We start from the raw sequence: 22246 nt of genomic DNA on the forward strand, positions 1-22246 counted from the left end.
GTCAGCTCTCTCCTCCCTGCTCACCAGGGCATTGCACCTGGACGTCCAGGCGGAAGGACATCTTGCTGCCGTCCCGCGTCTTCTCCACCTTGCCCTGCCGCACGTCCTTGAAGCAGTCGTGGTTCCGGATGGCGTTGGACAGCGTGTCTATCTGCTTCGAGGAGTCCGTCTCGCCCTCGAGGATGACGCGGCCCAGGTCAATCTGGATGCGGGTGAACTTCACCTCCATGTCCTCGGGCACGCGCCCCGTCACCTCCGCCAGGAGGTTGACCGCCGTCAGCTTGGGCAGCGCCGCCGCCGGGCTCTCCACGCCCGCGAGCATGTTGAGCGCGCGGTTGTAGTCCTTCTCACAGCGGCCGAGGATGCGCTGGGTGGTGTCGCACAGCACGGCGTCCACCTGCGCCTCGCGCCGCGCCAGCACCGAGTTGCGCACCACGCCGAACGCGATGAGCAGCAGGATGAGCGTGGCGGCGAAGGACGCCAGGAGGCCCAGCTTGTCCTTCACGTAGTCGAAGTCGCCCTTGAAGGCGAACTCGCCCCGGCGCAGGTTGAAGCGCGGCGCGCGCACGCCCGCCGCGTTGCCGCGCAGGGACAGCGCGTACGCCTGGGCCGCCACGGGCTGCTCCGCGGCGGGGATGGCCTTGGCGTCCGCGGGCAGCGCCAGCACCCGCACCGGCAGGTTCAAGTCACGGGAGAGCTGCTCGGCGATGCCCGGCAGCTTCGCCGTGCCGCCGCACAGCACCACCGCGCCCACCTGCTGGCGGGTGCGCGCCGTGAAGGCCTTGAGGGTGGGGCGCAGCTCGCGCAGCATCGGCTGGAGGCCGCGCGCGAAGGCCGCCGCCGCGCGCTCCGCGTCCGGGCCCTGGGCCGCGCTGGCCACCGCGCCGTGCTGCTCCTTCCAGTGGTGCGCCTCCGCCAGCGAGGTCTGGAACTCCGTCGCCAGCGCCTTGCTCAGGTCCTTGCCGCCGCCGGAGAAGGTGCGCGCGAACTGGACGCCCTCACCGGGCCTGCCCACCGACACGGAGGTGCGCTCGTGGCCGATGTCCACCACCGCCACCGCGCCACCCTCGCCCGCGCCTTCAAAGAGGCCCGCTTGCTGCTGGAACAGGTTCTGGTAGGCCAGGCCCGGGTGCGTGATGACGCGCGGGTCCACCTTCAGCTCGGCCAGCAGGGCCAGCAGCGCCGCCAGCTCCTCCTTGCGCACCACGCCCACCAGCAGGTCGCTGGCCTTCTCCTTGCCCTCGCCGTCCTTCAGCCCCACCACCTGGTAGTCATAGACGACGTCGGAGATGTCGAAGGGGAGCTGGCTGCCGACCTCGAAGGGCAGCGTCGCCTCGATGCGCCTGGCGTCCGAGAAGGGCAGGCTCAGCGCGTGCGTGGTGAGCGCCGGGCCGGGCAGGGCGATGACAATCTGGTCCACGTTGCCGGGCGGAAGCTGCGCCAGCAGCTCCTGCACCGCGGCTCGCAGCGTGTCGGCGCGCTCGCCCTCCTGGGCGCGCCGGACCTCGGCGAACCCGTGGGTGGTGTGCGTCTTCGTCTTCGCCTCCAGCACCACGCCCTTCACGGCGTGACTGCCGAGGTCCAGGCCAAGGATACGGGCCATGCTATTCCTCTCTCCAGTACAGGAGCCGGCCCAGGGTGTCGTCGAGCCGGATGACGGCGGTCAGCGTCTTCTGCACGCTGCCCGCTTCTCCCACAGATTTGATGGTGAAGGTCTGACTCTTGTCGCCCACGAGCCGGTTGCCCGCGACGTTGGCCTTCACGGCCGGGTCCACCAGGATGCCCGCCGCCTCCACCACCGCCACGAAGTCCTGCACGGACATGCCGAAGAAGCTGAACATGCGCGCGGCGCGCACGCGCTCGATGAGCTCGTTGAGGAACACCGGATCCCTCAGGCGCGGGTCCGGCCGCGTCTGGTCCGCCACCGACATGATGGCCAGCCCCATCATCACCGGGTCGTCGGTGTTGATGTTGGGCCGCCGGTTCATGTCCGGGTAGACGGTGAGCCGGTCCTTGAACGCCGCCATGAACTGGTCATTGACGCCGTGGACCCGGTACAGCTCGTCCACGCTGTCGAAGCGCGCGTTCTTCGGCTGGTAGCCGGGTTCATAACGGCTGTAGGCCGCGCCTTCATCCGAGAACCCTCCCGGCAGCGGGTTCACCGGGTCCACCGGGTTGAAGGCCGAGCCTGTCTTGTCGTCGTCCGCCCAGTCCTTGAGGGCCAGCAGGACGTCCTGGGGCGTGCTGCGCACCTTGTTGGCGTCATCCCGCTCCCAGAGGAACTCGAAGCGCGGGTCCGACATCATGTCCATCAGCCGCAGCGCGGTGGGCCGCGCGTCGCCCGCGCCCGCGATGAGCCGGTGCACGTTGAGCTTCTCTTCCTCGTCGGTGATGGTGGCCAGGAAGCAGCCCTCGAAGCCGCCGAAGGAGCGCAGGGTCATCTGCGAGGCCACCTCGCGCGCGGCCGGGTCCGTCTCCTCGTCATCCAGCTTGAAGTTGTCGTCCTCGGCGGGCTCCAGCGCGGACAGCTCTCCGGCCCCCGCGCCGTCGTTCTTCACCAGGCCCCGGAGCATGTGGCAGTCCACGCGCGCCATCTTGAAGAGCTGGATGTTGAGCGAGGAGGGCTGCACCTGGCCGGCCTGCGGCGTGCCGCCGATGCCCAACTGCCCCAGGATGGCCGCCGGGTTGGGGATGGGCGTCTGGTCCACCTGCTTCTGGAAGCGCAGCAGCAGCCGTGACAGGGAGATGCCCGAGCGCGCCAGGTAGTAGGCGCGCACCTCGTCCCGCTGGTTGGCCGCGAGCTGCAGGTCCACCCGGCTGTTGTAGGCGAAGTCGGTGGCGATCACCGTCAGGATGGCGATGGAGACAATGGCGATGATGAGCGCCACGCCGCGCGAGCGCCGCTCCCGCCGCGCCGCGGGGGGCAGGGACTTGCGGGGCCGCCGGCGCGGCTGCTGGAAGAAGGACAGGGGCATGGCTCAGTACCTCGGCAGCTCCGTGTTGAGCATGATTCGGGCCTGGGTGACGTAACGGGCCTCCTTGCCGGTTTCGTCCACGGCCGTCACCGTGACGCGCACCCGGGTGGGCAGGATGGACTTGCGCTCCGTCCGCCGCGTGTCCCACTCGTCATCCCACTCCTTCTTCTCCGAATCCCAGTACTCGAACTCCAGCTCCTTCACGCCCTCGAAGAGCACGTCCACGTGCCCGCCCTGGTCCATGCGCTCGTCGATGTTCGGGTTGACGCGCCGCTTGAGGTCCTGCCGGCCGCGGGCCTCCCGGTCCTCCGACGACTCCACGAAGTACTCGACGATGGCCTGGTCGGACTCCTTCACGTCCGTGTACAGGCGCTGGTGGGAGAACGTGGTGAACAGCAGCTTGTCGCGCTCGCCCACGAAGTTGGTGGGCCTGTCATTCTGGTCCCGGAAGCGGGTGGCGTCGTAGCGGTCGCTGACGTAGGCGGAGCCAATCTCGCGCGCCATGCGGTTCATGGCCACGCGGACCTGCCGGTAGCGGTCCGCGTCCACCTCCACCGTCTCCTTGGCCGTCAGGCCCGTCTGGAAGGCCATGGCCACCACCGTGCCCATGAGCGCGGTGATGGCGACGGCCACCATCACCTCCATCAGCGTGAAGCCTCGCGTGCGGCGGCGCATCATTGATTCCCCCGGAGTCCACGCAGCGGGTTGCCCAGCAGGCCGCCGCCCATGTTGCCCCGGCGCCCCAGGTCCTGCTGCGCGTCCCCCATCCGGCGCAGGGGCTGCCGCGTCGCCGGGTCCAGCATGGTGCCGTTGGGGCCGGGGATGGGGTTGGGCACCGGCCGCCCGTCCTGCGTCACCCACTGGTTGTCGGAGCCGATACCCTGCCCCCCGGCGGCGCCGCCGTTGCGGTCCGAGCCGGGCCCCAGCGACACGATGTGCGTCACCAGGTCGATGCTCTCCACCTGGGTGCCTTCCTGCCAGTAGACGGTGAGGTGCACCTCGCGGACCGTCTGGGTGATCTGCTCCACCATCTGCGTGAACATGGGCTGGGCCATGCCCATGGCCGCGCCGCCCATGCCGCCCAGGCCCGCGGCCTGGGGCCCGCCGGAGGACGCCCCGTCCTTGCCGCCGGCGCCGCCGCCGAAGAGGCCCGCCAGCCCGGACAGCGGGTCATCACCGCCGCTGTCGCCAATGGGCAGGTTGAAGATGGCGCCAATGAGCTGGTCCGGCGTCACGCCGTCCGTCTTGGGCGCGATGATGCGCGCGCGCCACTTGAACTGCGTCCAGCCCTCGTCGGAGAAGTCCCCGGACTCCTCCTCGTCGTCCATGCTGAAGCCGTCATCGTAGAGGTCCTGCTCCAGGTCCGTCATCTTCGAGCGGGCCAGCAGCGACGCCACGGTGAGGCGCTTGGTGTAGACGTGGTTGGCCACCGCGCCGGCGTTGAGGTCGAAGATGGCCATCAGCGCCATCCCGAGGATGGCGAGCGCCACCACCACCTCCAGCAGCGTGAACCCCTGGGCGCGCTTCATCGCGGCACCTCCAGCGCCTCGGCGACAATCTGCACCTTGCCGGTGAGGGGAGAGACGTCCAGGGTCCACACGTTGTCTCCCTGCTGCACGTACACGTAGGCCTTCTCCGTGTAGCCCTGCGGGAAGAAGTAGAGGTACGCCACGCCGCTCTCCACCGGCTGGCGCTGGTTGCGCGTCCAGACGGAGACCTTGACGTCCGCCGGCAGCTCGCGCGCGGGGACCTCCTCGGACGTGTACGAGGAGAACCTGGCCGCGTTCTCCACGCGCAGCTTCTCGCCCTCCAGCAGCTCCTGCGCGCTGGGGGCGTTGGTGCCGCTGCCGCCGCCCAGGTAGCTGCGCCGCTCGTCACGGCCGCTGCCCCGGTTGCGCGCGGCGCGCTCGCGCTCGCTGTTCTCCTCGCGCAGCGCCTCGTCGCGGTCCCTCGCGGTGGTGACGGCGCCCTCGGCGCACTCGGCGTGGTAGCGCGTGGCCTGCTCGCTCTTGGGGTCGGGAATCTCGAAGACGAGCCGGCACGTGTGCCCGCGCAGCGCCGCCGAGTCGTAGAGCGAGCGGATGAGGCCCGCCAGCTCGCCCGCGCTGCCCTTGGCCTTGGCGCCGGTGATGGAGCCAATGCCCATCACCGCCGCGGAGAACAGCATCGCGACGATGATGATGGCGATGGAGATTTCGATGAGCGTCAGGCCGCGCTGATGGCGGTGGCTCCGCTTCGTCATGGCTCCCCCCAGCCGGCGGCCAGCACGCCGCCGCTGCTCAGGTCCGCGTCCAGCCCCGCGCCGCCCGGCTTGCCGTCCGCCCCGTAGGACACGACGGCGCCCGTGGACCCGTTCATCCAGTACACGTACGGGTGGCCCCAGGGGTCCACCGGCACGCGCTCCAGCAGGCGGGCCTGGATGAGCGGCGTGAAGCCCTCCTCCTGGGTGGGGAAGCGGCCCATCAGCCGGTGGTGGGACTTGAACATGCCCTCCAGCTTGCGGATGTCCGTGCGCGCCCGGCGCTGGCTGGCGTCCAGCGTCCGGTCCTCCGTCACGTAGACGAGCGTGAAGGCGAGCCCCGTGGCGGCCACGAAGACGAAGCCGAGCAGCAGCCGCCCCAGGAGACGGCGGCGGTCCTGCCCCTCGTGCGAGGGCGTGGGGGATGGAATGGCGTCGTGCTCGTTCATGCCCAAGCCCTGTCAACGCGTGGCGCGCGCGACTTCTTCGCTACTTGTTCGCGGTGGCCGCGTCCGCGGACGAGATGTCCGCGTCGTTGCCCTCGCCGCCGGAGGCGCCGTCCGCGCCGTAGGAGATGATGACGGGCTTGCCGCCCTCGTTGATGTAGACGTACTCGTTGTTCCAGGGGTCCGTGGGCATCTGCTCCAGCGCCTGCGCCTCCACCAGCGCCTGCAGGCCAGAGGCCGTGTCCGGGTACTTCCCCTTCTTCGTGTAGTAGAGCTTCATCGCGCCCTGGATGTTCTTGATGTCCAGCGCGGCGCGGTCTCTCCGGGCGGCCTCGAGCTGCGGGATGACGGCCACGCCCACCGCCGCGGCGATGAGGCCGAGGATGGTGATGACCACCATGATTTCGATGAGCGTCATGCCGCGGTTGCGGCGCTGCTTCCTCTGCTGCTTCTGGCTCTGGCGCATGTGTGCTCTCCATCCCGGGTGACTTTCTGGCAGGCCACCCGCTGATTCTCATGTCTTCTTGTCAGGGCGTCCGGACGCCGTCCGCGGCCCCGGCGGGCGGGCGCGGCTGCTGGGGGCCGTACAGCCGGGCCCCCACCGTCAACAGCGCCGCCGCCATGGCGACCATCGCCGCCAGGGTGACGCGTTGAATCCAACGGTCCGCGATGTCGTTCGTCATTCCGCCCACCTCACCGGATGGCCGAGTTCACCTGCAGAATCGGCATCAGGATGGAGAGCGCGACGAATGCAATCACCGCGCCCATCACCACGATGAGGAGGGGCTCCAGGAGCGAGGTGAGGGCGCTGATGCGCACGTTCACCTGCGTCTCGTAGTTGTCCGCCACGCTGGTGAGCATCTCCTCCAGCTGGCCGGAGCGCTCACCAATGGCGACCATGTGGTACACCAGCGGAGGGAACTCCCCTGAGCGCTTCAGCGGGTTGGCGATGCTCTCGCCCTCGCGGATGGAGTCCCGGGCCTTCTCGATGACCTCCGCCAGCACGGTGTTGGTCATGATGGCCTTGACGATGTCCATGGCGGCCAGCAGCGGGACGCCGCTCTTGAGCAGCGTGGACAGCGTGCGGGCGAAGCGGGAGATGGACAGGAGGCGCACCAGGTTGCCCACCACGGGGGCCTTGAGCGTGAAGCGGTCCCACTTGGGCTTGCCCGACGGGCTCTTCGTCCAGCGCACGAAGAGCACGCCCGCCAGCGCCATGGCCGGCAGCAGGATGAACCACCAGCTCTGGAAGAAGTTGCTGGAGGCGATGAGGAAGCGCGTGCTCAAGGGCAGCGTGGCCTTCATCGTCTCGAAAATCTTGGTCACCTTCGGCACCACGAAGACCATGAGGGCCACGAGGATGCCGCCGCCCACCACCATCATGATGGCGGGGTAGAGCATGGTGCTGAGGATCTTCTGCTGCAGCCGGGCCTGGTTCTCCGTGAAGTCCGCCAGGCGCGTGAGCACCGCGTCCAGCGCGCCGGAGGCCTCGCCCGCGCGCACCATGTTCACGTAGATGCTGGGGAAGATCTTGGGGTGCTGGCCCATGGCGTCCGCCAGGGACGAGCCTTCATTGACGCGCTGCTTGATGTCGGAGAGGGCGCGCTTGAAGCGCTCCTTCTCCACCTGGTCCACCAGCGCGCTGAGCGACTCCACCAGCGTGACGCCCGCGCCCAGCAGCGTGGAGAGCTGCCGGGTGAAGATGGCCACGTCGTCGGTGTTGACGCGGCCCCGGCCCAGCTTGCGCAGGTCGATGTCGCGCGCCACCAGCGCCGCGTTGCTGCCCTTGGCCACGGCGGCGCGGCTGCCCTCGGCCTGGGCCAGCACGTCCGTGAGGAAGATGCCGTCGGCGCGCAGCTTGGACCGCAGCGTCTTGGGGGAGTCCGCCTCGAGCAGGCCCTTGATCTGCTTGCCCGCGGAATTGAGACCTCTGTACTCGAAGACCGGCATGGTTCAGGAACCCCGGCCCCTCCCAGAGGAGGAGCGGTCGGCTACATGTCCTCCTGCGTGATGCTGAGCACCTCGGCGATGGTCGTCTCGCCCAGGGCAATCTTCCGCGCGCCGTCGTCCAGCAGCGTCGTCATGCCCTTGGACGTGGCGGAGCGCTTGATGGTGGAGGCGTCCACGTTCTTCAGCACGAGCTGGCGCACGTCGTCATCCACGGGGAGGAATTCGTAGATGCCGGTTCGCCCGCGGTAGCCGTTGCGGTTGCAGGAGGGGCATCCGGAGGCCTTGTAGATGCGGTCCACGCCGTAGCGCTCCTTGAAGGAGGCCTTGCTGTGGCCCAGCTCCTTGAGCTCCGCGTCGGTGGGCTCGAACTGGACGCGGCAGTCCGGGCACACGCGGCGCACCAGGCGCTGGGCCAGGATGCCGGTGAGCGAGGACGCCACGAGGAAGGGCTCCACGCCCATGTCCACCAGACGCGTCACGGCGCCGGCGGCGTCGTTGGTGTGCACCGTGGACAGCACCAGGTGGCCCGTCAGCGAGGCCTGGATGGCGATTTCGGCCGTCTCCTTGTCGCGGATTTCGCCGACCATGATGACGTCCGGGTCCTGGCGGAGGAAGGAGCGCAGCCCCTGCGCGAAGGTCAGGCCAATCTTCGGGCTGATGGCCATCTGGCCAATGCCCTTGAGCTGGTACTCGACCGGGTCCTCGACGGTGAGGATGTTGAGGTCGGGCGTGTTGATCTTGGACAGGGCGCCGTAGAGCGTCGTCGTCTTGCCGGAGCCCGTGGGGCCCGTCACCAGGATGATGCCGTGCGAGCGCTTGATGACGGCTTCCATCGACTCGAGCGTCTTCTGGCTCATGCCGATTTCGGCCAGGTCCAGCAGCGTGGCCGTCTTGTCCAGCAGACGCATGACGATGCGCTCGCCGAAGGACGTGGGGATGGTGGACAGGCGGATGTCGATGTCGCGGCCGGCCAGCTTGATGCGGATGCGGCCGTCCTGCGGCAGGCGCTTCTCCGCGATGTTGAGCTGCCCCATCACCTTCACGCGGCTGACGATGGCGTTCTGGTAGCGCTTGGGCGGCTTGATGACCTCCTGCAGCACACCGTCCACGCGGAAGCGCACCAGCAGCTCGCGCTCCATCGGCTCGATGTGGATATCGCTGGCGCGCTCCTTGGCGGCGCGGAACAGCACGGAGTTCACCAGCCGGATGACGGGCGCCTCGTCGTCCTCGTCGAGCAGGTCCTTGGGCTCGTCCAGCTCGTGGGCGATGGCGTCCAGGTCCTGCGTCTCCATCTCGTCCACGAGCTGCTCCGTCTCATTGACGGAGCGGTCGTAGACGCTGTTGATGGCGTCGGTGATGGTAGAGCCCAGGGCGATGCGCTGGCTGATGCTCTGGCCCAGCAGCACGCGCACGTGGTCCAGCGCGGCGGTGTCCAGCGGGTCGGCCACCGCCACCGCCACCGTGTCACCCTCCAGGGACAGCGGGAGGATGCGCGCCTGCTTGGCGAAGTTGATGGGGATGCGCTTGACCAGCTCCGCGTCCACTTCCTCGGCGAAGATGCGCGCCAGGTAGGGCAGGTCCAGCTGGTGCCCCAGGGCCTTGGCCACGTCCTCCTCGGAGACCGCCTTCATCCCCACCAGGGCCTCGCCAATGCGCTGCCCCTTCTCGTCCTGGACGGCGAGCGCCTCCCGGAGCTTCTCCTCCGTGAGCGTGGGGACGATGGCGCGCAGGATCTCCCCCAGCGGCCGGCCACACAGGTAGGCCTGGCCATGGGCGACGAGCTGGGTGGCGTCGTTGCGCGGGGAAACCGCGCCGCCAGGAGCGGCGCTGGTGAGGGTGGGGTCGGCGGTCAGGTTCATGGCGTCTGTTCCCCCGCCTCCGGCTGGATGCGCAGGTGCTCGGCGTCTCCCGCCTCGGGGACCTGGATGGCCTCGGGCGGGGGCTGCTCGAAGTTCTGCGGGGCGGGCTCGGGCACTGATTCCTCCGAACCATCCGGAGGCGGCATGCCTTCCCGCACCGCCGGTTCCCCCTCATCCACCTCCGGCACGGGCGCCTGCCGCTGCGTGGAGGGCACGGCTCCCGGGCTGCCCCCCGGGGGAGGGGCCGGGGCGATGACGCGCTCGCCGGCCACGCCCGGGCCGCCGTTCTCCGCGCGCTGCTCCTCCTGCGTCACCTTCTGGCCCATGCGGGACAGCGGGCCGGGCTTGCGGCTGAAGTCCACCGCCACGTCGTAGCCGGGGACCTGGCCGTAGAACTGCTCCACGAACTGCTGCCGCTCCTTCATCTTGCGCTCGAAGATGACGCGGAAGTCCTCCGGCCCCCGGATGATGTAGGGCGTCAGGAAGAGCAGCAGGTTGGTCTTCGTCTTGCGGCGCGTGGTGTCGCGGAAGAAGTGGCCCACCAGCGGGATGTCACCCAGCAGGGGCACCTTGGAGACGCTCTCCAGGGTGCGGTCCTGCATGATGCCGCCAATCACCAGCGTCTCCTGGTCCCGCGCGATGACCGTCGTCTTCGCGCTGCGGCGGGAGGTCGTGGGGCCGAGCACCGGGTCCGTGGAGGCGATCTCCTCCGTCTGCTGGTTGATGACCAGGCGGATGTAGTCGCTCTCGTTGATCTGCGGCTTCACCGTCAGCTTCAGCTCCACGTTCTGACGGGTGATGGGGGCGTAGAGCGAGCCCAGGCCACCCAGGCCGCCCAGCAGGCCACCGCCCAGGCCACCGACGCCGCCAACGCCGCCGCCGGCGCCCAGGCCGCCGGCGAGCGAGCCCAGCGAGGACGGGTTGAAGCCGGACTGGAAGGGCACGTTCTGGCCCACCGTGATCTCCGCCTCCTCGTTGTCGCTGGTGAGGATGTGCGGCGTGGAGAGCACGTTCACGTCCGAGCTCTGCTGCATGGCGTGCAGCACCACGCCGAAGGCCGGGATGCCCAGCTTCTCCAGGGCGGGGATGGCGGGGCCCTGGAGGCCGGCGAGGAAGCCGCCGTAGGAGGCCAGGCTGGTGAGCGACAGCGACGGCGGCAGGCCCTGGCCGGAGGTGTTGGTGCCGATGAGGCCGGGCACCGGGCCGTTCTCCGTGCTCAGGCTGAAGCCGCTGTGCAGGTTCATGCCGAACCGCGCGTTGCGGTCCAGGTTGACCTCCATGATGACGGCCTCCACGAACACCTGGCGGCGCGGCTTGTCGAGCTGCTGGATGACCTGGACGATGTTCTTGTAGTCCGCGGCGCTGGCGACGATGACCAGCGAGTTGCTGCCCTTGTCTGCCGAAATCTTCACCTCGCCGCTGAACAGCTCCGCCGCCTGCGTCGAGGAGGTGGCGGCGGGCGCGCCCGGCGGCCGGGCCGGCATCGGGCGGCCGCGCGGCTGGTTTCCGGTGCCCTGGGCCAGCGACTGGAGCGTGCTGGCCAGCTCCTCCGCGTTGGCGTTCTCCAGGTAGTAGACGTTGATGCGTCCGCCGCCGCTGGTGGGGATGTCAATCTGCCCGACGATGTCCTGGATGCGGTCGAAGGCCGCGGGGCTGGCGACGATGATGAGCTTGTTGGTGCGCTCGTCCGGGATGATCTGCGACAGCGTCACCGGACCGCCCGAGCTGCCCGGCTGGGCCGCGGCCTGCGGGGCGGGCTGGCCGGGGCGGACGGGGCGGCTGGGCGCGGCGGGCTGGCCGGGGCGGGCGCCCTTGGCCTCGAAGAGGCGCTGCACCGTGTTGGCCACGTCCTGCGCGGAGGCGTACTGCACCTGGATGATGCGCATCTCATCGCTGGCGGCGCGCGTATCCAGTTGGTGGATGATGCGCTCCAGGCGGTGGATGTTGGAGCCCACGTCGTTGATGATGATGGTGTCCGGCGGGTACGGAATCGTGTCGCCGTCCTTGGACACGAGCTGCTGGAGCACGCCGCGCAGGGGCTCCACTTCCACGTTCTGCACGCGGAACAGCTTGGTCACCATCTGCTCGTTGGTGGTGTACGGCTCACCGTCCTCGATGATGGTCGGGATGGGGTTCTGCTTCGCCGAGCGCTTGTCGACGATCTTCATGAACCGGCCGTACTGGTAGACGGCGAGCCCGTTGGCGTCGAGCGAGGCGAGGAAGGCGGAGTAGAAGGCGTCCGCGTTGACCTCCACGCGGCCGTTCTCCGGGCCGATGATGGAGATCTTCCCGCGCACGTTCTCCGGCAGGATGAAGGTGCGGCAGGTGGCGTCCGCCACCGTCTGGACCAGCTTTTCGATCTCCACCTTGTCGAAGTAGATGCCGTAGCGGGCATTGCGGCGGGCCTCCTCGCACGTCGGCGTGCGGCGGGTCCCACCGTTGGCGTCACCGGCATTGGCGGCGCCGGTGGCCTGAGGGGAAATCGTCCGCTCTCCGGCGGAGCCAGGGGGCGGTGAGCGACGCTGGGCCTGCGCGGGAACGGCGAACGCGAGGCACAGGCAGAGCATCCAGGACGGGAGCGTCTTCATGGAGGAGCGGGCGCTGCGGAGTTGATTAACGGACGTTGTACGACTTGCGGATCGGCGCACCGTTGCGCTCGATCTCGATCTCGATTCGGGGGGCGTCCTTCATCTTCGAATAGACCTCCAGCGCCTTCTCCGGGCTGTTGAGGTCGAATCCGTTGATGCGACGGATGACGTCGCCATTCTGGACGCCAATCTTGGAGTAGATGGAGTCCGGGCGGATGGAGAAGAGCTTGAAGCCCACCGCCTGACCGTCCTTGAACGCGGGCACGATGCGCGCCTGCATGGCGACCTGGTTGAGGTTGTTGAGCGTCTTGTCGATCTCCGCGCGCGGGACCTCGTACTCGTTCTCACTGGTGGCGCGGATGCCGCTGGTGTCGCCAGGCGGCGCGGTGTTGGCCTGGGCGACCGGGGGCGAGGGCGGCACGAAGGCGCCATCACCCGGGTTGCCGTCGATGAACTCGCGGCGCCCGGCGTTGATGATGATGACGCGCTCGCGCTCGATGGCCTCCACCGTGGCGCCCTGCACGGTGTTGCCCACCATGTAGGTCTGCGAACGCTGCGTCGCCATGTCCAGGATGGAGGCGAAGGACCAGTCGGGGTTGCTCGCCACCAGCGTGCCGAGCAGCTTCACCCGCAGGCTGCTCTTCACCGGCGCGGCGTTGGGGTCCACCTCCGCCATGGCGCCGCCGCCGGGCTCCTGCACCTCGGGCTCCGGCTCCGGCAGCTTGATGCCCGTCAGCCGGGACAGGCGCTCCAGGTCGAGCATCGCCAGCGCCGCTTCGGCGCGGCGCGGCTGCGAGGGCGCGCGGGCGGACGACCCCCCGGTGGGGACCGGAGAGATGGCGGACTCGACGAACAGGTTCACCGTGCTCGCCGCCAGCAGGCCGACGAGCAGGATGAACACCAGGTTCACCGTCCAAAAGTATTTTCGAAAGAAGAGTTCCATCACGCTTCCGGGAGAAAGCCGGGCCCATGTTGAGCAAGCCAGGTGCCATCGCGGGCCAGGCGGGCAAGACAGGACCTACGGCCAACCACTTGGAATTATTCCGGAATAGCAGGCGCCCCTGACGCGTGGCGGGCCTGCCGAAACCCCGCCGGACAAATTGTCAGAAGCAGGCGGGGGGCCGTGTGACGCCCTGTCAGTCGGCGGCGTCGGCGTCGGGCGGCGTGGCGGCGGGGGCCTCCCCGGTGGACTGCTCGCGCTCCAGCTTGCGGTAGATGGTCCGCGCCGCGATGCCCAGGAGCCGGGCGGCCAGCGTCTTGTCGCCCCGGGTGTGGCGCAAGGTCTCGTGGATCACCCGGCGCTCAATCTCCTCCATGGGGGTGCCAATGGGGATGACGAGCTGTCCGGCCGAGCCCAGCGGGCCCTTGCGCACGGACTCGGGCAGGTCGCTGGCCTCCAGCACCTCTCCGCGCGCCAGCACCACCGCGCGCTCCACCGCGTGCTCCAATTCGCGCACGTTGCCGGGCCAGGCGTAGTTCTCCAGCACGCCCAGCGCCTCCTGGGAGAAGCCGCGCAGCACCTTGCCATTCTTGGCGGCGAAGCGGCGCAGGAAGGCGTCCGCCAGCAGGGGGATGTCCTCGCGGCGCGAGGCGAGCGCGGGCACGCGGATCTCCACCACGTTGAGCCGGTAGTAGAGGTCCTCGCGGAAGCGGCCCTCGGCCACCTCCTTCTGCAGGTCCTTGTTGGTGGCGGCGACGAGGCGCACGTCCACCTTCACCGTCTGCGTGCCGCCCAGCCGCTCGATTTCACCCTCGGCCAGCGCGCGGAGCAGCTTCACCTGCGCGGGCAGCGGCATCTCTCCGACTTCGTCCAGGAAGAGGGTGCCGCCGTGGGCGCGCTCGAAGCGGCCCTCGCGCCGGGCCACCGCGCCGGTGAAGGCGCCGCGCTCCACGCCGAAGAGCTCCGCCTCCAGGATGTTCTCCGGCAGCGCGCCGCAGTTGACGGCGACGAAGGGCCCACGGACCCGCTGGGAGAACTCGTGCACGGAGCGCGCGGCCAGCTCCTTGCCCGTGCCGGACTCCCCCAGCAGCAGCACCGTGGCGGTGGAGGGCGCCGCCTGGCGGATGGTGTCCAGCATGGCGCGGAAGGCGGGGGACTGGCCCACCATGGAGCGCCCGCCCGCGGCGTTCATCTCCGCCAGCTTCGCCTTGAGGGACTGGTTCTCCGCCACCAGCGCGCGCTTCTCCAGCGCCTTCTGGATGGCCTTCACCAGCGCGTGGCGCTTGAGGGGCTTGGTGATGAAGTCGTAGGCGCCGTCCTTCATGGCCGCCACGGCCGTCTCCACCGTGCCGTAGGCCGTCATCAGCACCACCTCCACGTCCGGCCGGATGGCGCGCGCGGCGCGCAGCAGCTCCTGGCCGTCCATGTTGGGCATCATCAGGTCGGTCACCATGGCGGCGACCTCCGGCCGGCGCAGCAGCTCCAGCGCCTCCGTGCCGTTGCCGGCGGCCAGCGTGGCCATGCCCTCCCGCTGGAAGATGCGGATGACCGAGTCGAGGTTCGCGCGGTCGTCGTCGACGACCAGGACCGTGGGGGATGTCATGTCGGGCGAGCCTCCTGCAATCCGTGTTCCCTCAAACGCTGTCCTCGTCCGGCTCCAGGGGCCCGCCGCCCATCCGGCCAAGGTCCTCGCGCCGCACCTTGTCCACGTTGAACTTGCGGGCGCTGGCCAGCAGCCGGTCCAGGGTGGCGTCGAAGTCCGGCTTCCCGCCGTCCTTGCGGAAGCGCAGGAAGTTGATGCGGGCGACGACGAGGTTCTTGAGGTAGGGGCTCTGCAGGCCGCGCTCCTTGAGGGCGTCCACCACGGCCACCACCGCGTCGTCCAGCTCCAGCAGCCGCTTCGCCCGGGCCTCGCGCAGGGGCAGGGCGTCCTCCAGGGGCGTGTCGAGGAAGTCCTCCACCACCTTCACGAAGGGGTGGTAGGCGCCCGCGGAGAAGCGGGGGCGCTGCTCGTAGGCGGCGCCCAGGGTGATGAAGGCGGGCTCCTCGAAGAGGTGGGCGAAGGCCGTCTCCGGCCCCTGCCGCCTCGCGCCCACCAGCCCGCGGTACATGCGGACGACCTCCAGCGAGCGCTCCTTGAGGTTGTGGGCCTTCTCCGTGTTGAGCGCGAGGATCTGGTACGCCACGTCCTCCTCGGGCAGCACCAGGGCGACGATGGCCTTGGCGCCCAGCATGCGGCTGGCGTGGAGGCGGTGGTTGCCGTTGGGCGTCCAGTACCGGCCGTCCTTGCGCACGGCGATGACGGGGTCCAGGAAGCGGTCCAACCGCTCCATGGCGCTGGCCAGCCGCTTCACGTGGGGCTCGGACACGTCGCGCTGGTAGGGCGTGGGCTCCACCTTGTCGATGGGCAGCACGGAGAACACCACCGGGTGTCCGCCCAGCGGGTCGCGGTACACGCCGAGCACCTCGCCGCCGTCCTCACGCACCGCCTCCAGCAGCTCCGTGGGGTACTCCACCGAGTCGCTGGCCACCTCCGCGGGGGACAGGCCCCGGGACTTCGCCTCCGCCTTCTTGCGGCGGGGCTTGCGCGGCGTGGCCGCCTTCTTCGCGGCGGGGGACTTGCGTGCGGACTTCGCTGCCATGGGCCAAAACCCTCCTCGTCCTGCTTCACCCGTTCTACGAGGGGGCCCTGACACGTCCCCCCGCCGCCGCACGGTAGGGGGACGTGGCGGGGTGGGCTACTCGCCCGAGATGGTGAGCTGCCGGAAGCGGACAGTGGGCGCGCCCACCGCGCCGCCGCGGAACTGGAGGTCGCTGCCGATGCCGTCCAGGTCCTTCAGCATCTGCAGCAGGTTGCCCGCCACCGTCACCTCCTGCACGGGGTGCGTCAGCTCGCCCTTCTCAATCCACAGGCCGTTGGCGCCCGCGGACAGCTCGCCCGTCACGGGGTCGGTGCCGTGGCCGAGCAGGGCGGTGACGTAGAAGCCGCTGTCCACCTCGCGCAGCAGCTCCTGGGGCGACTTCGTGCCCGGCTCCAGGTACAGGTTGCTGGTGCCGATGGCGGGCAGCCCGTTGTAGCTGCGGGACGCGTTGCCGGTGGTGCGCGCCTTCGCCTTGCGGGCGGTGAAGGCGTCATAGAGGAAGGACTTGAGCACGCCCTGCTCGATGATGGGCGTGCGCCGCGTGGGCACGCCTTCCCCGTCGAAGGGCGCGGTGGCCAGGCCGCGCGGCATCAGGCCGTCATCCACCAGCGTGACGTGCGCGCCCGCCAGGCGCTTGCCCATCAGCGGCGCCAGGAGGCTGGCCTGCTGGTACACCGCGTTGCCGTCCGCCGCGCCCGCCACGTCCGACACGAAGGACGCGGCCACCTGCGGGTCGAACAGCACCGGCACCTGCTGCGTCTTCACGCGCCGGGCGCCCAGCATCCGCACCGCGCGGCGCGTGGCCTCCCGGCCGATGGCCTCCGGCCCGTCCAGGTCGTCCAGGAAGCGGCGGTAGTCCATCCAGTAGCCCGTCTGCAGCCCGGCGCCGTCGGAGGCCACCGGCGCCGCGTACAGGTACACGTAGGTGCCGGCGTACGCGCCCGTGACGCCCTCGGTGGAGGCCATGTAGATCTCGGACACGTAGTCCCCGGCGCCCACGCCGTTGAAGGCGATGATGCGCGAGTCCTCCGCGCGGGCCGCCTTCTCCGCCTCCAGCGCCGTCTTTATCTTCCAGTCGCCGGGGAGCTCGGCCACCTTCGTGTCGAAGAGCGGGCCGGTGTCCCCGAAGCGGCCCAGGTCCTTGCCGGAGGGCAGGCCGTTGAGCTTGCTGGGGGCGGAGAACTCGGCCAGCTTCAGGGCCTGGTCCACGATGTGGTCCACGGCGGCGGGCTCGAAGTCGGACGTGTAGGCGAAGCCCAGGCGGTCCTTGAGCACCACGCGCACGCCCACGCCCTTGCTGGTGGACTGGGTGAGGTCTTCAATCTGCCCCTGGTGGACGCGCACGCTGCTCTGGCGGCCCACCTCCAGGAAGGCCTCCGCCTGGCGGGCACCCTTGCGCTTGGCGCGCTGGACGATTCTCTTCGCGAGCTGCTGGTAGTCCATGGTGTTGGCGCTCCCTCTCAGGCGACCTTGGTTCCGCCGACGGTGATGTTGTCGATGCGCACGGTGGGCAGGCCCACGCCCACCGGCATGGACTGGCCATTCTTCCCGCACACGCCCATGCCCGGGTCGGGCATCGGGTCGGTGCCGACGCGCGACACGTTCTTCAGCGCCTCCGGCCCCACGCCGATGAGCGTCGCGTTCTTCACCGGGCGGCCCAGCTTGCCGTCTTCAATCTGGTACGCCTCGCTGACCTCGAAGACGAAGTTGCCGTTGGTGATGTCCACCTGTCCGCCGCCGAAGGTGGCGCAGTACAGGCCGCGCTTCACCTCCTTGAGGATGTCCTCGGGGGCGTGGTCACCCGGGGCCAGGAAGGTGTTCGTCATGCGCGGCATGGGCAGGTGCTTGAAGGACTCGCGCCGCCCGCTGCCGGTGCTGCGCTGGCCCATGAGCTGCGCGTTGAGGCTGTCGTAGAGGTAGCCCTTGAGCACGCCGTTCTCGATGAGGACCTTGCGCTCGCCGGGGTTGCCCTCGTCGTCGATGTTGATGGAGCCGCGCCCGCTGGACACGGTGCCGTCGTCGATGACGGTGACCAGGTCGGAGGCGACCTTCTCCCCCAGTTTGCCAGCGAACAGCGAGGTGCCCTTGCGGATGAAGTCCGCCTCCAGGCCGTGGCCCACCGCCTCGTGCAGGAGGATGCCGCTCCAGCCCGGGGCCAGCACCACCGTCTGCGGGCCGGCCACGCAGTCCACCGCGCCCAGCGTGGCCACCGCCTGCCGCGCCGCCTCACGGGCCACGTCCTCCGGGGAGAAGGTGTCCCAGTGCGTGAAGGGCACCCGGCCGCCGCCGCCGTACATGCCGGTGCGCCGCTCGCCGCCCTTGCCCTGGGCCACCACCATCACGGAGATGCGGCACAGGTCCTGGGTGTCCTCGGTGTAGCGGCCGTGGGTGTTGGCCACCGCGATGCGGCGCGTCTGGTCCACGTAGCCGCCGTTGACCTGCTTCACCCGCGCGTCGAAGGCGCGGGCGGCCTTGTCGGCGCGCATCAGCAGGCCCGTCTTCAGCGACACCTCCACGTCCATCAGCGGGGTGGTGACGTGGTAGTGGCTGGGCACCGCGGCGCGGCGCACGGCGAAGCTGCGCTCGGCGCCGCCGCCCTGGGCGATCATGGCCGCCGTGGAGGCCGCCCGCAGCAGGGCGGGCTCGTCCCAGTCGTCGGAGAAGGCGTAGCCCACCTTGCCACCGGCGATGACGCGCACGCCCACGCCCTGGACCAGGCCCGTCTGCGCGCTCTTGATGAGGGACTCCTCCAGCCGCACCGCGGTGGTGAGCGTGCGCTCGATGTACACCTCGGCGAAGTCGCCCCCGCGCTCCATGGCCACGGCGAGCAGGCGCTCGACCAGCGGCTGGGGCAGCAGGGCGGCGGCCGCGGGTCGCCGGGCCACCGGTGGGGCGAGCTGCGAGGAGGGGGCGCGCTTCGTGGGCGCTGACGCTCGGGGCATATTTCGGAACTCCCGCGGTGAAGACGTTGGGGTATGTGGCAGCCTACATAGGAGGGGGCGCCGCCGGGAGCAACGCTCAAGGCCCCCCGTTCTTTCCCTGATCCGCGGCCTGTCCGCATTCCCACCATGGAGACGGCGCTCTAAGATGCACGGCGCTTCGAGACTGGAACCCACCCCATGCCTCCTCGTCCTCCTTCCTCTTCTCGCGCTGGTGCTGGCCGTTCCGGCGGCCGTGCGGGCGAGGACCCAGACTCCATGAAGGCCCCTGCCCGGCGCCGCCCCGCGTCCGAGGACGAGGACTTCGCCGCTCCCGCTTCCGGGGAGGACGGCTACCCGGATGACGGGCCGCCCAACCCGGACCTGTATGGCGAGGAGGAGCCGGGCCGCTCCCGCACGGGCGAGACGCGCGTGGCCTCGGTGGAGGCCATCGAAGAGGAGCGGCGCGCCCGCGACGACGACGAGGACGACAACGCGGACGCCACGCGCGCGGGCCCGCCGGTGCAGATGCTGGTGCTGGACGGCCCGGACAAGGGCCGCAAGAAGCGCTTCCAGAGCGTGCGGATGGTGGTGGGGCGCAACAAGGACTGCGACTTCGTGCTGGAGGACCAGTCCGTCTCCCGCCGCCACCTGGAGTTGGTGTACGGCCAGGCCGGCGTGGTGATGCGCGACCTGGGCAGCGTCAGCGGCACCCAGGTCAACGACCAGCGCGTGGACGAGTGCCTGCTCAAGCACGGAGACGAGATCTCCATGGGCAAGACGCGCCTGCGCTTCGTGGACGAGGCGGAGCAGATCAAGGAGCTGCGCGCCCAGGCGGAGGCCCGCGACGCGGAGGAGAAGCGCGCGCGCGAGGCGGCCGCGCGCGAGGCGGAGGAGAAGCGGAAGAACCAGTCGGCCGCGCGGGGCAGCGAGGTGGATCCGAACGACCCGCGCTTCAACGAGGCCACCAACGCCAACTACAGGCTGCCCGACAACCTCAAGGAGGGCTCGGGGAGCAAGGGCGCGGTGGCCGTGCCCCGGCCGCGTCCGCCCATCCGGAGCACGCCGACCCGCTCGAGCGGCGGCGCGCTGACGGGCAAGCAGAAGGCGCTCATCGGCGGCGGTGGCGCGCTGGTGGTGCTGCTGGTCATCGGGTTGATGCTGATTCCGTCCGCGCCGCCGCCGCCGCCCCCTCCGGACCCGAAGGTGGAGCGGGCGAAGGTCCTGATGCAGCAGGCGCGCGAGTCCGTGCGCGCGGACGACTACGCCAACGCCGTCCGCCTGGTGGAGGAGGCGGAGAAGCTGGTGCCGGGCATCGACGCGGACAACCTGGCCCGGGGGGCGCGCACCCAGTTGGAGGTGCTGACGTCGCTGGAGGCGGTGCGCACCCTCATCGACGAGAAGCGCTTCGACGAGGCGCGCGAGAAGCTGGAGGAGACGCCGCAGGGCACCGCGAAGACGGACGACCTCCGCCGCAAGCTGTCGACGGAGCTGGAGGAGCAGGACATCGCCTGGCGGCTCCAGCAGGTGGAGGAGGCCTTCGCCTCGCGTGAGCCGGAGACGATTCGTCCGCTCATCGCGCGGCTCCCGCCGCTGAACCGCCCGGCCTACGAGGTGAAGCTGACGGACCTGGAGGCCGAGCTGGCGAAGGAGGCCCAGGACGAGTCGCGGCGCAACCGCAACGCCGCGGCGCGCGCGGCGGAGGTGGCCAGGGAGAAGCGCAAGGAGTTCATCGCCGAGGCCTTCATCGACGTGGAGCGCCGCTTCAACGGCGGCGACTACCAGCGCGCCGTGCTCGAGTGCGACCGGGTGATTGACAAGCACCGGGGGGACAAGGACGTGAAGGACCGGGCCCTGTCCCTCAAGCGGCTGATTCCCCAGTTCCGGCGCGCGCTGGAGGATGGCCAGAAGAAGCTGGCGGCCAACTCGCTGGAGGCCGCGGCCAGGCCCCTGCGCCGCGCGGCGGACCTGTACCGCCAGATTGGCTTCCGCGGCTCGCTGGGGAACACCATCGACGAGCACCTCGCGTCGTCGTCCCTGGCGGCGGGGCAGGGCGCGCTCAAGAAGGGTGACCTGGGCGCGGCCGGCTCGCACTTCCGCGAGGCGCTGCGGCTCAACCCGGGTGACGGGCGGGCGCGCGAGGGGCTGGAGAGCCTGCAGAAGAAGGCGGAGGAGCTCTTCCTGAGGGCCTACATCCAGCGGGACAGGGATCCGCAGGCCGCGGCGGAGATGTTCAAGGTCGTCATCGAGACGGCCTCGGAGGGCTCCGACGTGAAGCGCAAGGCGGAGATGTATCTGAGCGAGCTGCAGCCATGAGTGGCGGCGGGCCGACCATGACTTGCCGGGGAGAAAAGGGATGAACGAGTCGTCGCTGCGTGAGCTCGGGATGGACCTCATCGAGGAGCGCCAGTTCGAGCGAGCCCTGGCCGTGTTCGCCGAGGCGGTCCGCCGCGTCCCCGCGGACCACCGCTCGCGGATGCTGGCCGCGCGCTGCCTGGCGGAGCTGGGCGAGCGCGAGCGCGCCGTCACCGCGTACCACGCCTGCGCGGAGGGCCTGCTGCGCCGCGACTACCTGCTGTCCGCCATGGCGGCGTGCAAGCTGGCGCTGGACGTGGCCCCCAACGAGCGGCGGGTGAATGACACGCTCATCCGCATCCACTCGCGCGCGGTGCGCAACGCGCCGGGCCGCGCCGTGGTGCCGCCGCCGCTGCCGCCGGAGACGCTCTACGACGGCAAGGTGGACACGGACCTGATGGGGCTGCAGGGCGAGGAGCTGTCCAACCGCGCCATTGAAGTGCTGGCCGCGCCGGACCCGGGCGGCTCGGCGGACCCGAACAGCCGTCCGCCGCTGCCCTTGTTCGCGGAGCTGGACCGGGACGCCTTCGTGGACCTGGTGCGCCGGATGGCGTGGCGCCGCGTGCGCCCGGACGAGGCGGTGAGCCGCGAGGGCGAGACGGCGGAGTCGCTCTACGTGGTGGTGGCGGGCAAGGCGGAGGTGACGCGGCAGCAGGACGGCGAGGCGCGCACGCTGGGCTTCCTGGGCGGCGGCTCCATCTTCGGTGAAATCGCGCTGCTGACGGGCGCGCCGCCCACGGCGACGGTGTCCGCGGTGTCGGACACCGAGGTCTTCGAGATTCGCCGCGAGCACCTCAACGCGGTGGCCAAGAGCCACCCCGCGGTGCCGCAGGTGCTGGCGGACTTCGCGCAGCAGCGCATGGCGCGCAACCTGATGGCCACCTCGCCCATGTTCCAGACGATGCCGGAGTCGGAGCGGGGCGCGCTCCTGCGGCGCTTCACGTTCCGCGCGCTCCAGGCGCGCGAGAAGGTGCTGGTGGAAGGCGAGCACTCGCCGGGGCTGTACCTGGTGCTGGCCGGTGAGCTGGTGGTGCAGAAGGAGGACCCCGCGGGCGGCGTGGTGACGCTGGGCATGCTGCGCGAGGGCGAGGTGGCGGGGGAGATCTCCCTGCTGACGGGCCTGCGCGCCACGGCCACGGTGGCGGCGGCGCGCAAGACGGCGGCGGCCTTCCTGGAGCGCGCGGCCTTCCACGAGCTGGTGACGTCCGTCCCGGACATCCGCACCTACCTGGAGCAACTGTCGGATCGGCGCTTGAAGCAGATTGGCGAGGCGCTGCGGCCCGCGGAGATCATCGACGCGGACGAGCTGGTGCTCGAGCCCGAGGCGGCGTGAG

Annotated in this window: 18 protein-coding genes; 2 read left to right on the plus strand and 16 right to left on the minus strand. The window is 70.2% G+C overall.

Annotated features, from left to right (window positions below; translation table 11 throughout):
- Nucleotide 1: 1 nt before the first annotated feature.
- The 16 genes from pilM to MYMAC_RS12450 all read right to left on the minus strand — a co-directional run bounded on the left by pilM (nt 2) and on the right by MYMAC_RS12450 (nt 18581).
- Complete coding sequence (pilM, locus tag MYMAC_RS12380) at nt 2-1603, minus strand: pilus assembly protein PilM (RefSeq protein WP_095958235.1); 1602 nt, start codon at nt 1601-1603, stop codon at nt 2-4.
- A 1-nt stretch (nt 1604) separates the two neighbouring features.
- The gene (locus MYMAC_RS12385) at nt 1605-2975 is read right to left on the minus strand and encodes a type II secretion system minor pseudopilin (RefSeq protein ID WP_095958236.1); all 1371 of its coding nucleotides are present in this window, start codon (nt 2973-2975) and stop codon (nt 1605-1607) included.
- A gap of 3 nt (nt 2976-2978) precedes the next feature.
- Nucleotides 2979-3650, minus strand: coding sequence for a type II secretion system protein GspJ (locus MYMAC_RS12390; RefSeq protein ID WP_095958237.1), 672 nt, complete (start codon nt 3648-3650; stop codon nt 2979-2981).
- Nucleotides 3650-4504, minus strand: a complete 855-nt coding sequence (locus MYMAC_RS12395) for a type IV pilus modification PilV family protein (RefSeq protein ID WP_095958238.1) — start codon at nt 4502-4504, stop codon at nt 3650-3652. Before MYMAC_RS12395 ends, MYMAC_RS12390 begins: the two co-directional genes overlap by 1 nt.
- Complete coding sequence (locus MYMAC_RS12400) at nt 4501-5217, minus strand: prepilin-type N-terminal cleavage/methylation domain-containing protein (RefSeq protein WP_013939083.1); 717 nt, start codon at nt 5215-5217, stop codon at nt 4501-4503. The genes MYMAC_RS12395 and MYMAC_RS12400 overlap by 4 nt, the downstream gene beginning before the upstream one ends.
- On the minus strand, nt 5214-5663 hold the full coding sequence (locus tag MYMAC_RS12405; protein ID WP_204817555.1) for a type II secretion system protein GspG: 450 nt from the start codon (nt 5661-5663) through the stop codon (nt 5214-5216). The genes MYMAC_RS12400 and MYMAC_RS12405 overlap by 4 nt, the downstream gene beginning before the upstream one ends.
- Nucleotides 5664-5703: 40 nt before the next feature.
- Nucleotides 5704-6126, minus strand: coding sequence for a type II secretion system major pseudopilin GspG (gspG, locus tag MYMAC_RS12410; RefSeq protein WP_013939085.1), 423 nt, complete (start codon nt 6124-6126; stop codon nt 5704-5706).
- A 61-nt stretch (nt 6127-6187) separates the two neighbouring features.
- The gene (locus MYMAC_RS37205; protein ID WP_013939086.1) at nt 6188-6343 is read right to left on the minus strand and encodes a hypothetical protein; all 156 of its coding nucleotides are present in this window, start codon (nt 6341-6343) and stop codon (nt 6188-6190) included.
- 10 nt (nt 6344-6353) lie between these two features.
- Entirely contained in the window at nt 6354-7610 is a 1257-nt protein-coding gene (gene gspF / locus MYMAC_RS12415; RefSeq protein ID WP_013939087.1) for a type II secretion system inner membrane protein GspF, read from the minus strand.
- 41 nt (nt 7611-7651) lie between these two features.
- The gene (gene gspE, locus MYMAC_RS12420) at nt 7652-9469 is read right to left on the minus strand and encodes a type II secretion system ATPase GspE (protein ID WP_095958240.1); all 1818 of its coding nucleotides are present in this window, start codon (nt 9467-9469) and stop codon (nt 7652-7654) included.
- Entirely contained in the window at nt 9466-12057 is a 2592-nt protein-coding gene (gene gspD / locus MYMAC_RS12425; RefSeq protein ID WP_095958241.1) for a type II secretion system secretin GspD, read from the minus strand. Before gspD ends, gspE begins: the two co-directional genes overlap by 4 nt.
- A 25-nt stretch (nt 12058-12082) precedes the next feature.
- Nucleotides 12083-13000, minus strand: a complete 918-nt coding sequence (gene gspC / locus MYMAC_RS12430) for a type II secretion system protein GspC (protein WP_095958242.1) — start codon at nt 12998-13000, stop codon at nt 12083-12085.
- Nucleotides 13001-13193: 193 nt separating this feature from the next.
- Complete coding sequence (locus tag MYMAC_RS12435) at nt 13194-14600, minus strand: sigma-54-dependent transcriptional regulator (RefSeq protein ID WP_095958243.1); 1407 nt, start codon at nt 14598-14600, stop codon at nt 13194-13196.
- A gap of 31 nt (nt 14601-14631) precedes the next feature.
- Nucleotides 14632-15639, minus strand: a complete 1008-nt coding sequence (locus tag MYMAC_RS12440) for a ParB/RepB/Spo0J family partition protein (protein WP_095958244.1) — start codon at nt 15637-15639, stop codon at nt 14632-14634.
- Nucleotides 15640-15735: 96 nt separating this feature from the next.
- Nucleotides 15736-17082, minus strand: a complete 1347-nt coding sequence (locus MYMAC_RS12445) for a TldD/PmbA family protein (protein WP_095958245.1) — start codon at nt 17080-17082, stop codon at nt 15736-15738.
- Between the two features lie 17 nt (nt 17083-17099).
- Nucleotides 17100-18581, minus strand: coding sequence for a TldD/PmbA family protein (locus MYMAC_RS12450; protein ID WP_095958246.1), 1482 nt, complete (start codon nt 18579-18581; stop codon nt 17100-17102).
- Between the two features lie 177 nt (nt 18582-18758).
- Between MYMAC_RS12450 and MYMAC_RS12455 the strand changes: the two genes are divergently transcribed.
- The gene (locus MYMAC_RS12455) at nt 18759-20873 is read left to right on the plus strand and encodes an FHA domain-containing protein (RefSeq protein ID WP_095958247.1); all 2115 of its coding nucleotides are present in this window, start codon (nt 18759-18761) and stop codon (nt 20871-20873) included.
- A 40-nt stretch (nt 20874-20913) separates the two neighbouring features.
- A complete protein-coding gene (locus MYMAC_RS12460) occupies nt 20914-22245 on the plus strand; it encodes a cyclic nucleotide-binding domain-containing protein (RefSeq protein ID WP_013939095.1) in 1332 nt (443 codons plus the stop codon).
- The last annotated feature ends 1 nt before the right edge of the window (nt 22246 follow it).

This window comes from Corallococcus macrosporus DSM 14697, assembly GCF_002305895.1.
Taxonomy (GTDB): Bacteria; Myxococcota; Myxococcia; order Myxococcales; family Myxococcaceae; genus Myxococcus; species Myxococcus macrosporus.

Bases quoted from the DNA above. Each gene is read 5' to 3' on its own strand.
- pilM (WP_095958235.1), bottom strand. From the start codon at position 1,603: ATGGCCCGTATCCTTGGCCTGGACCTCGGCAGTCACGCCGTGAAGGGC.
- MYMAC_RS12385 (WP_095958236.1), bottom strand. From the start codon at position 2,975: ATGCCCCTGTCCTTCTTCCAGCAGCCGCGCCGGCGGCCCCGCAAGTCC.
- MYMAC_RS12390 (WP_095958237.1), bottom strand. From the start codon at position 3,650: ATGCGCCGCCGCACGCGAGGCTTCACGCTGATGGAGGTGATGGTGGCC.
- MYMAC_RS12395 (WP_095958238.1), bottom strand. From the start codon at position 4,504: ATGAAGCGCGCCCAGGGGTTCACGCTGCTGGAGGTGGTGGTGGCGCTC.
- MYMAC_RS12400 (WP_013939083.1), bottom strand. From the start codon at position 5,217: ATGACGAAGCGGAGCCACCGCCATCAGCGCGGCCTGACGCTCATCGAA.
- MYMAC_RS12405 (WP_204817555.1), bottom strand. From the start codon at position 5,663: ATGAACGAGCACGACGCCATTCCATCCCCCACGCCCTCGCACGAGGGG.
- gspG (WP_013939085.1), bottom strand. From the start codon at position 6,126: ATGCGCCAGAGCCAGAAGCAGCAGAGGAAGCAGCGCCGCAACCGCGGC.
- MYMAC_RS37205 (WP_013939086.1), bottom strand. From the start codon at position 6,343: ATGACGAACGACATCGCGGACCGTTGGATTCAACGCGTCACCCTGGCG.
- gspF (WP_013939087.1), bottom strand. From the start codon at position 7,610: ATGCCGGTCTTCGAGTACAGAGGTCTCAATTCCGCGGGCAAGCAGATC.
- gspE (WP_095958240.1), bottom strand. From the start codon at position 9,469: ATGAACCTGACCGCCGACCCCACCCTCACCAGCGCCGCTCCTGGCGGC.
- gspD (WP_095958241.1), bottom strand. From the start codon at position 12,057: ATGAAGACGCTCCCGTCCTGGATGCTCTGCCTGTGCCTCGCGTTCGCC.
- gspC (WP_095958242.1), bottom strand. From the start codon at position 13,000: ATGGAACTCTTCTTTCGAAAATACTTTTGGACGGTGAACCTGGTGTTC.
- MYMAC_RS12435 (WP_095958243.1), bottom strand. From the start codon at position 14,600: ATGACATCCCCCACGGTCCTGGTCGTCGACGACGACCGCGCGAACCTC.
- MYMAC_RS12440 (WP_095958244.1), bottom strand. From the start codon at position 15,639: ATGGCAGCGAAGTCCGCACGCAAGTCCCCCGCCGCGAAGAAGGCGGCC.
- MYMAC_RS12445 (WP_095958245.1), bottom strand. From the start codon at position 17,082: ATGGACTACCAGCAGCTCGCGAAGAGAATCGTCCAGCGCGCCAAGCGC.
- MYMAC_RS12450 (WP_095958246.1), bottom strand. From the start codon at position 18,581: ATGCCCCGAGCGTCAGCGCCCACGAAGCGCGCCCCCTCCTCGCAGCTC.
- MYMAC_RS12455 (WP_095958247.1), top strand. From the start codon at position 18,759: ATGCCTCCTCGTCCTCCTTCCTCTTCTCGCGCTGGTGCTGGCCGTTCC.
- MYMAC_RS12460 (WP_013939095.1), top strand. From the start codon at position 20,914: ATGAACGAGTCGTCGCTGCGTGAGCTCGGGATGGACCTCATCGAGGAG.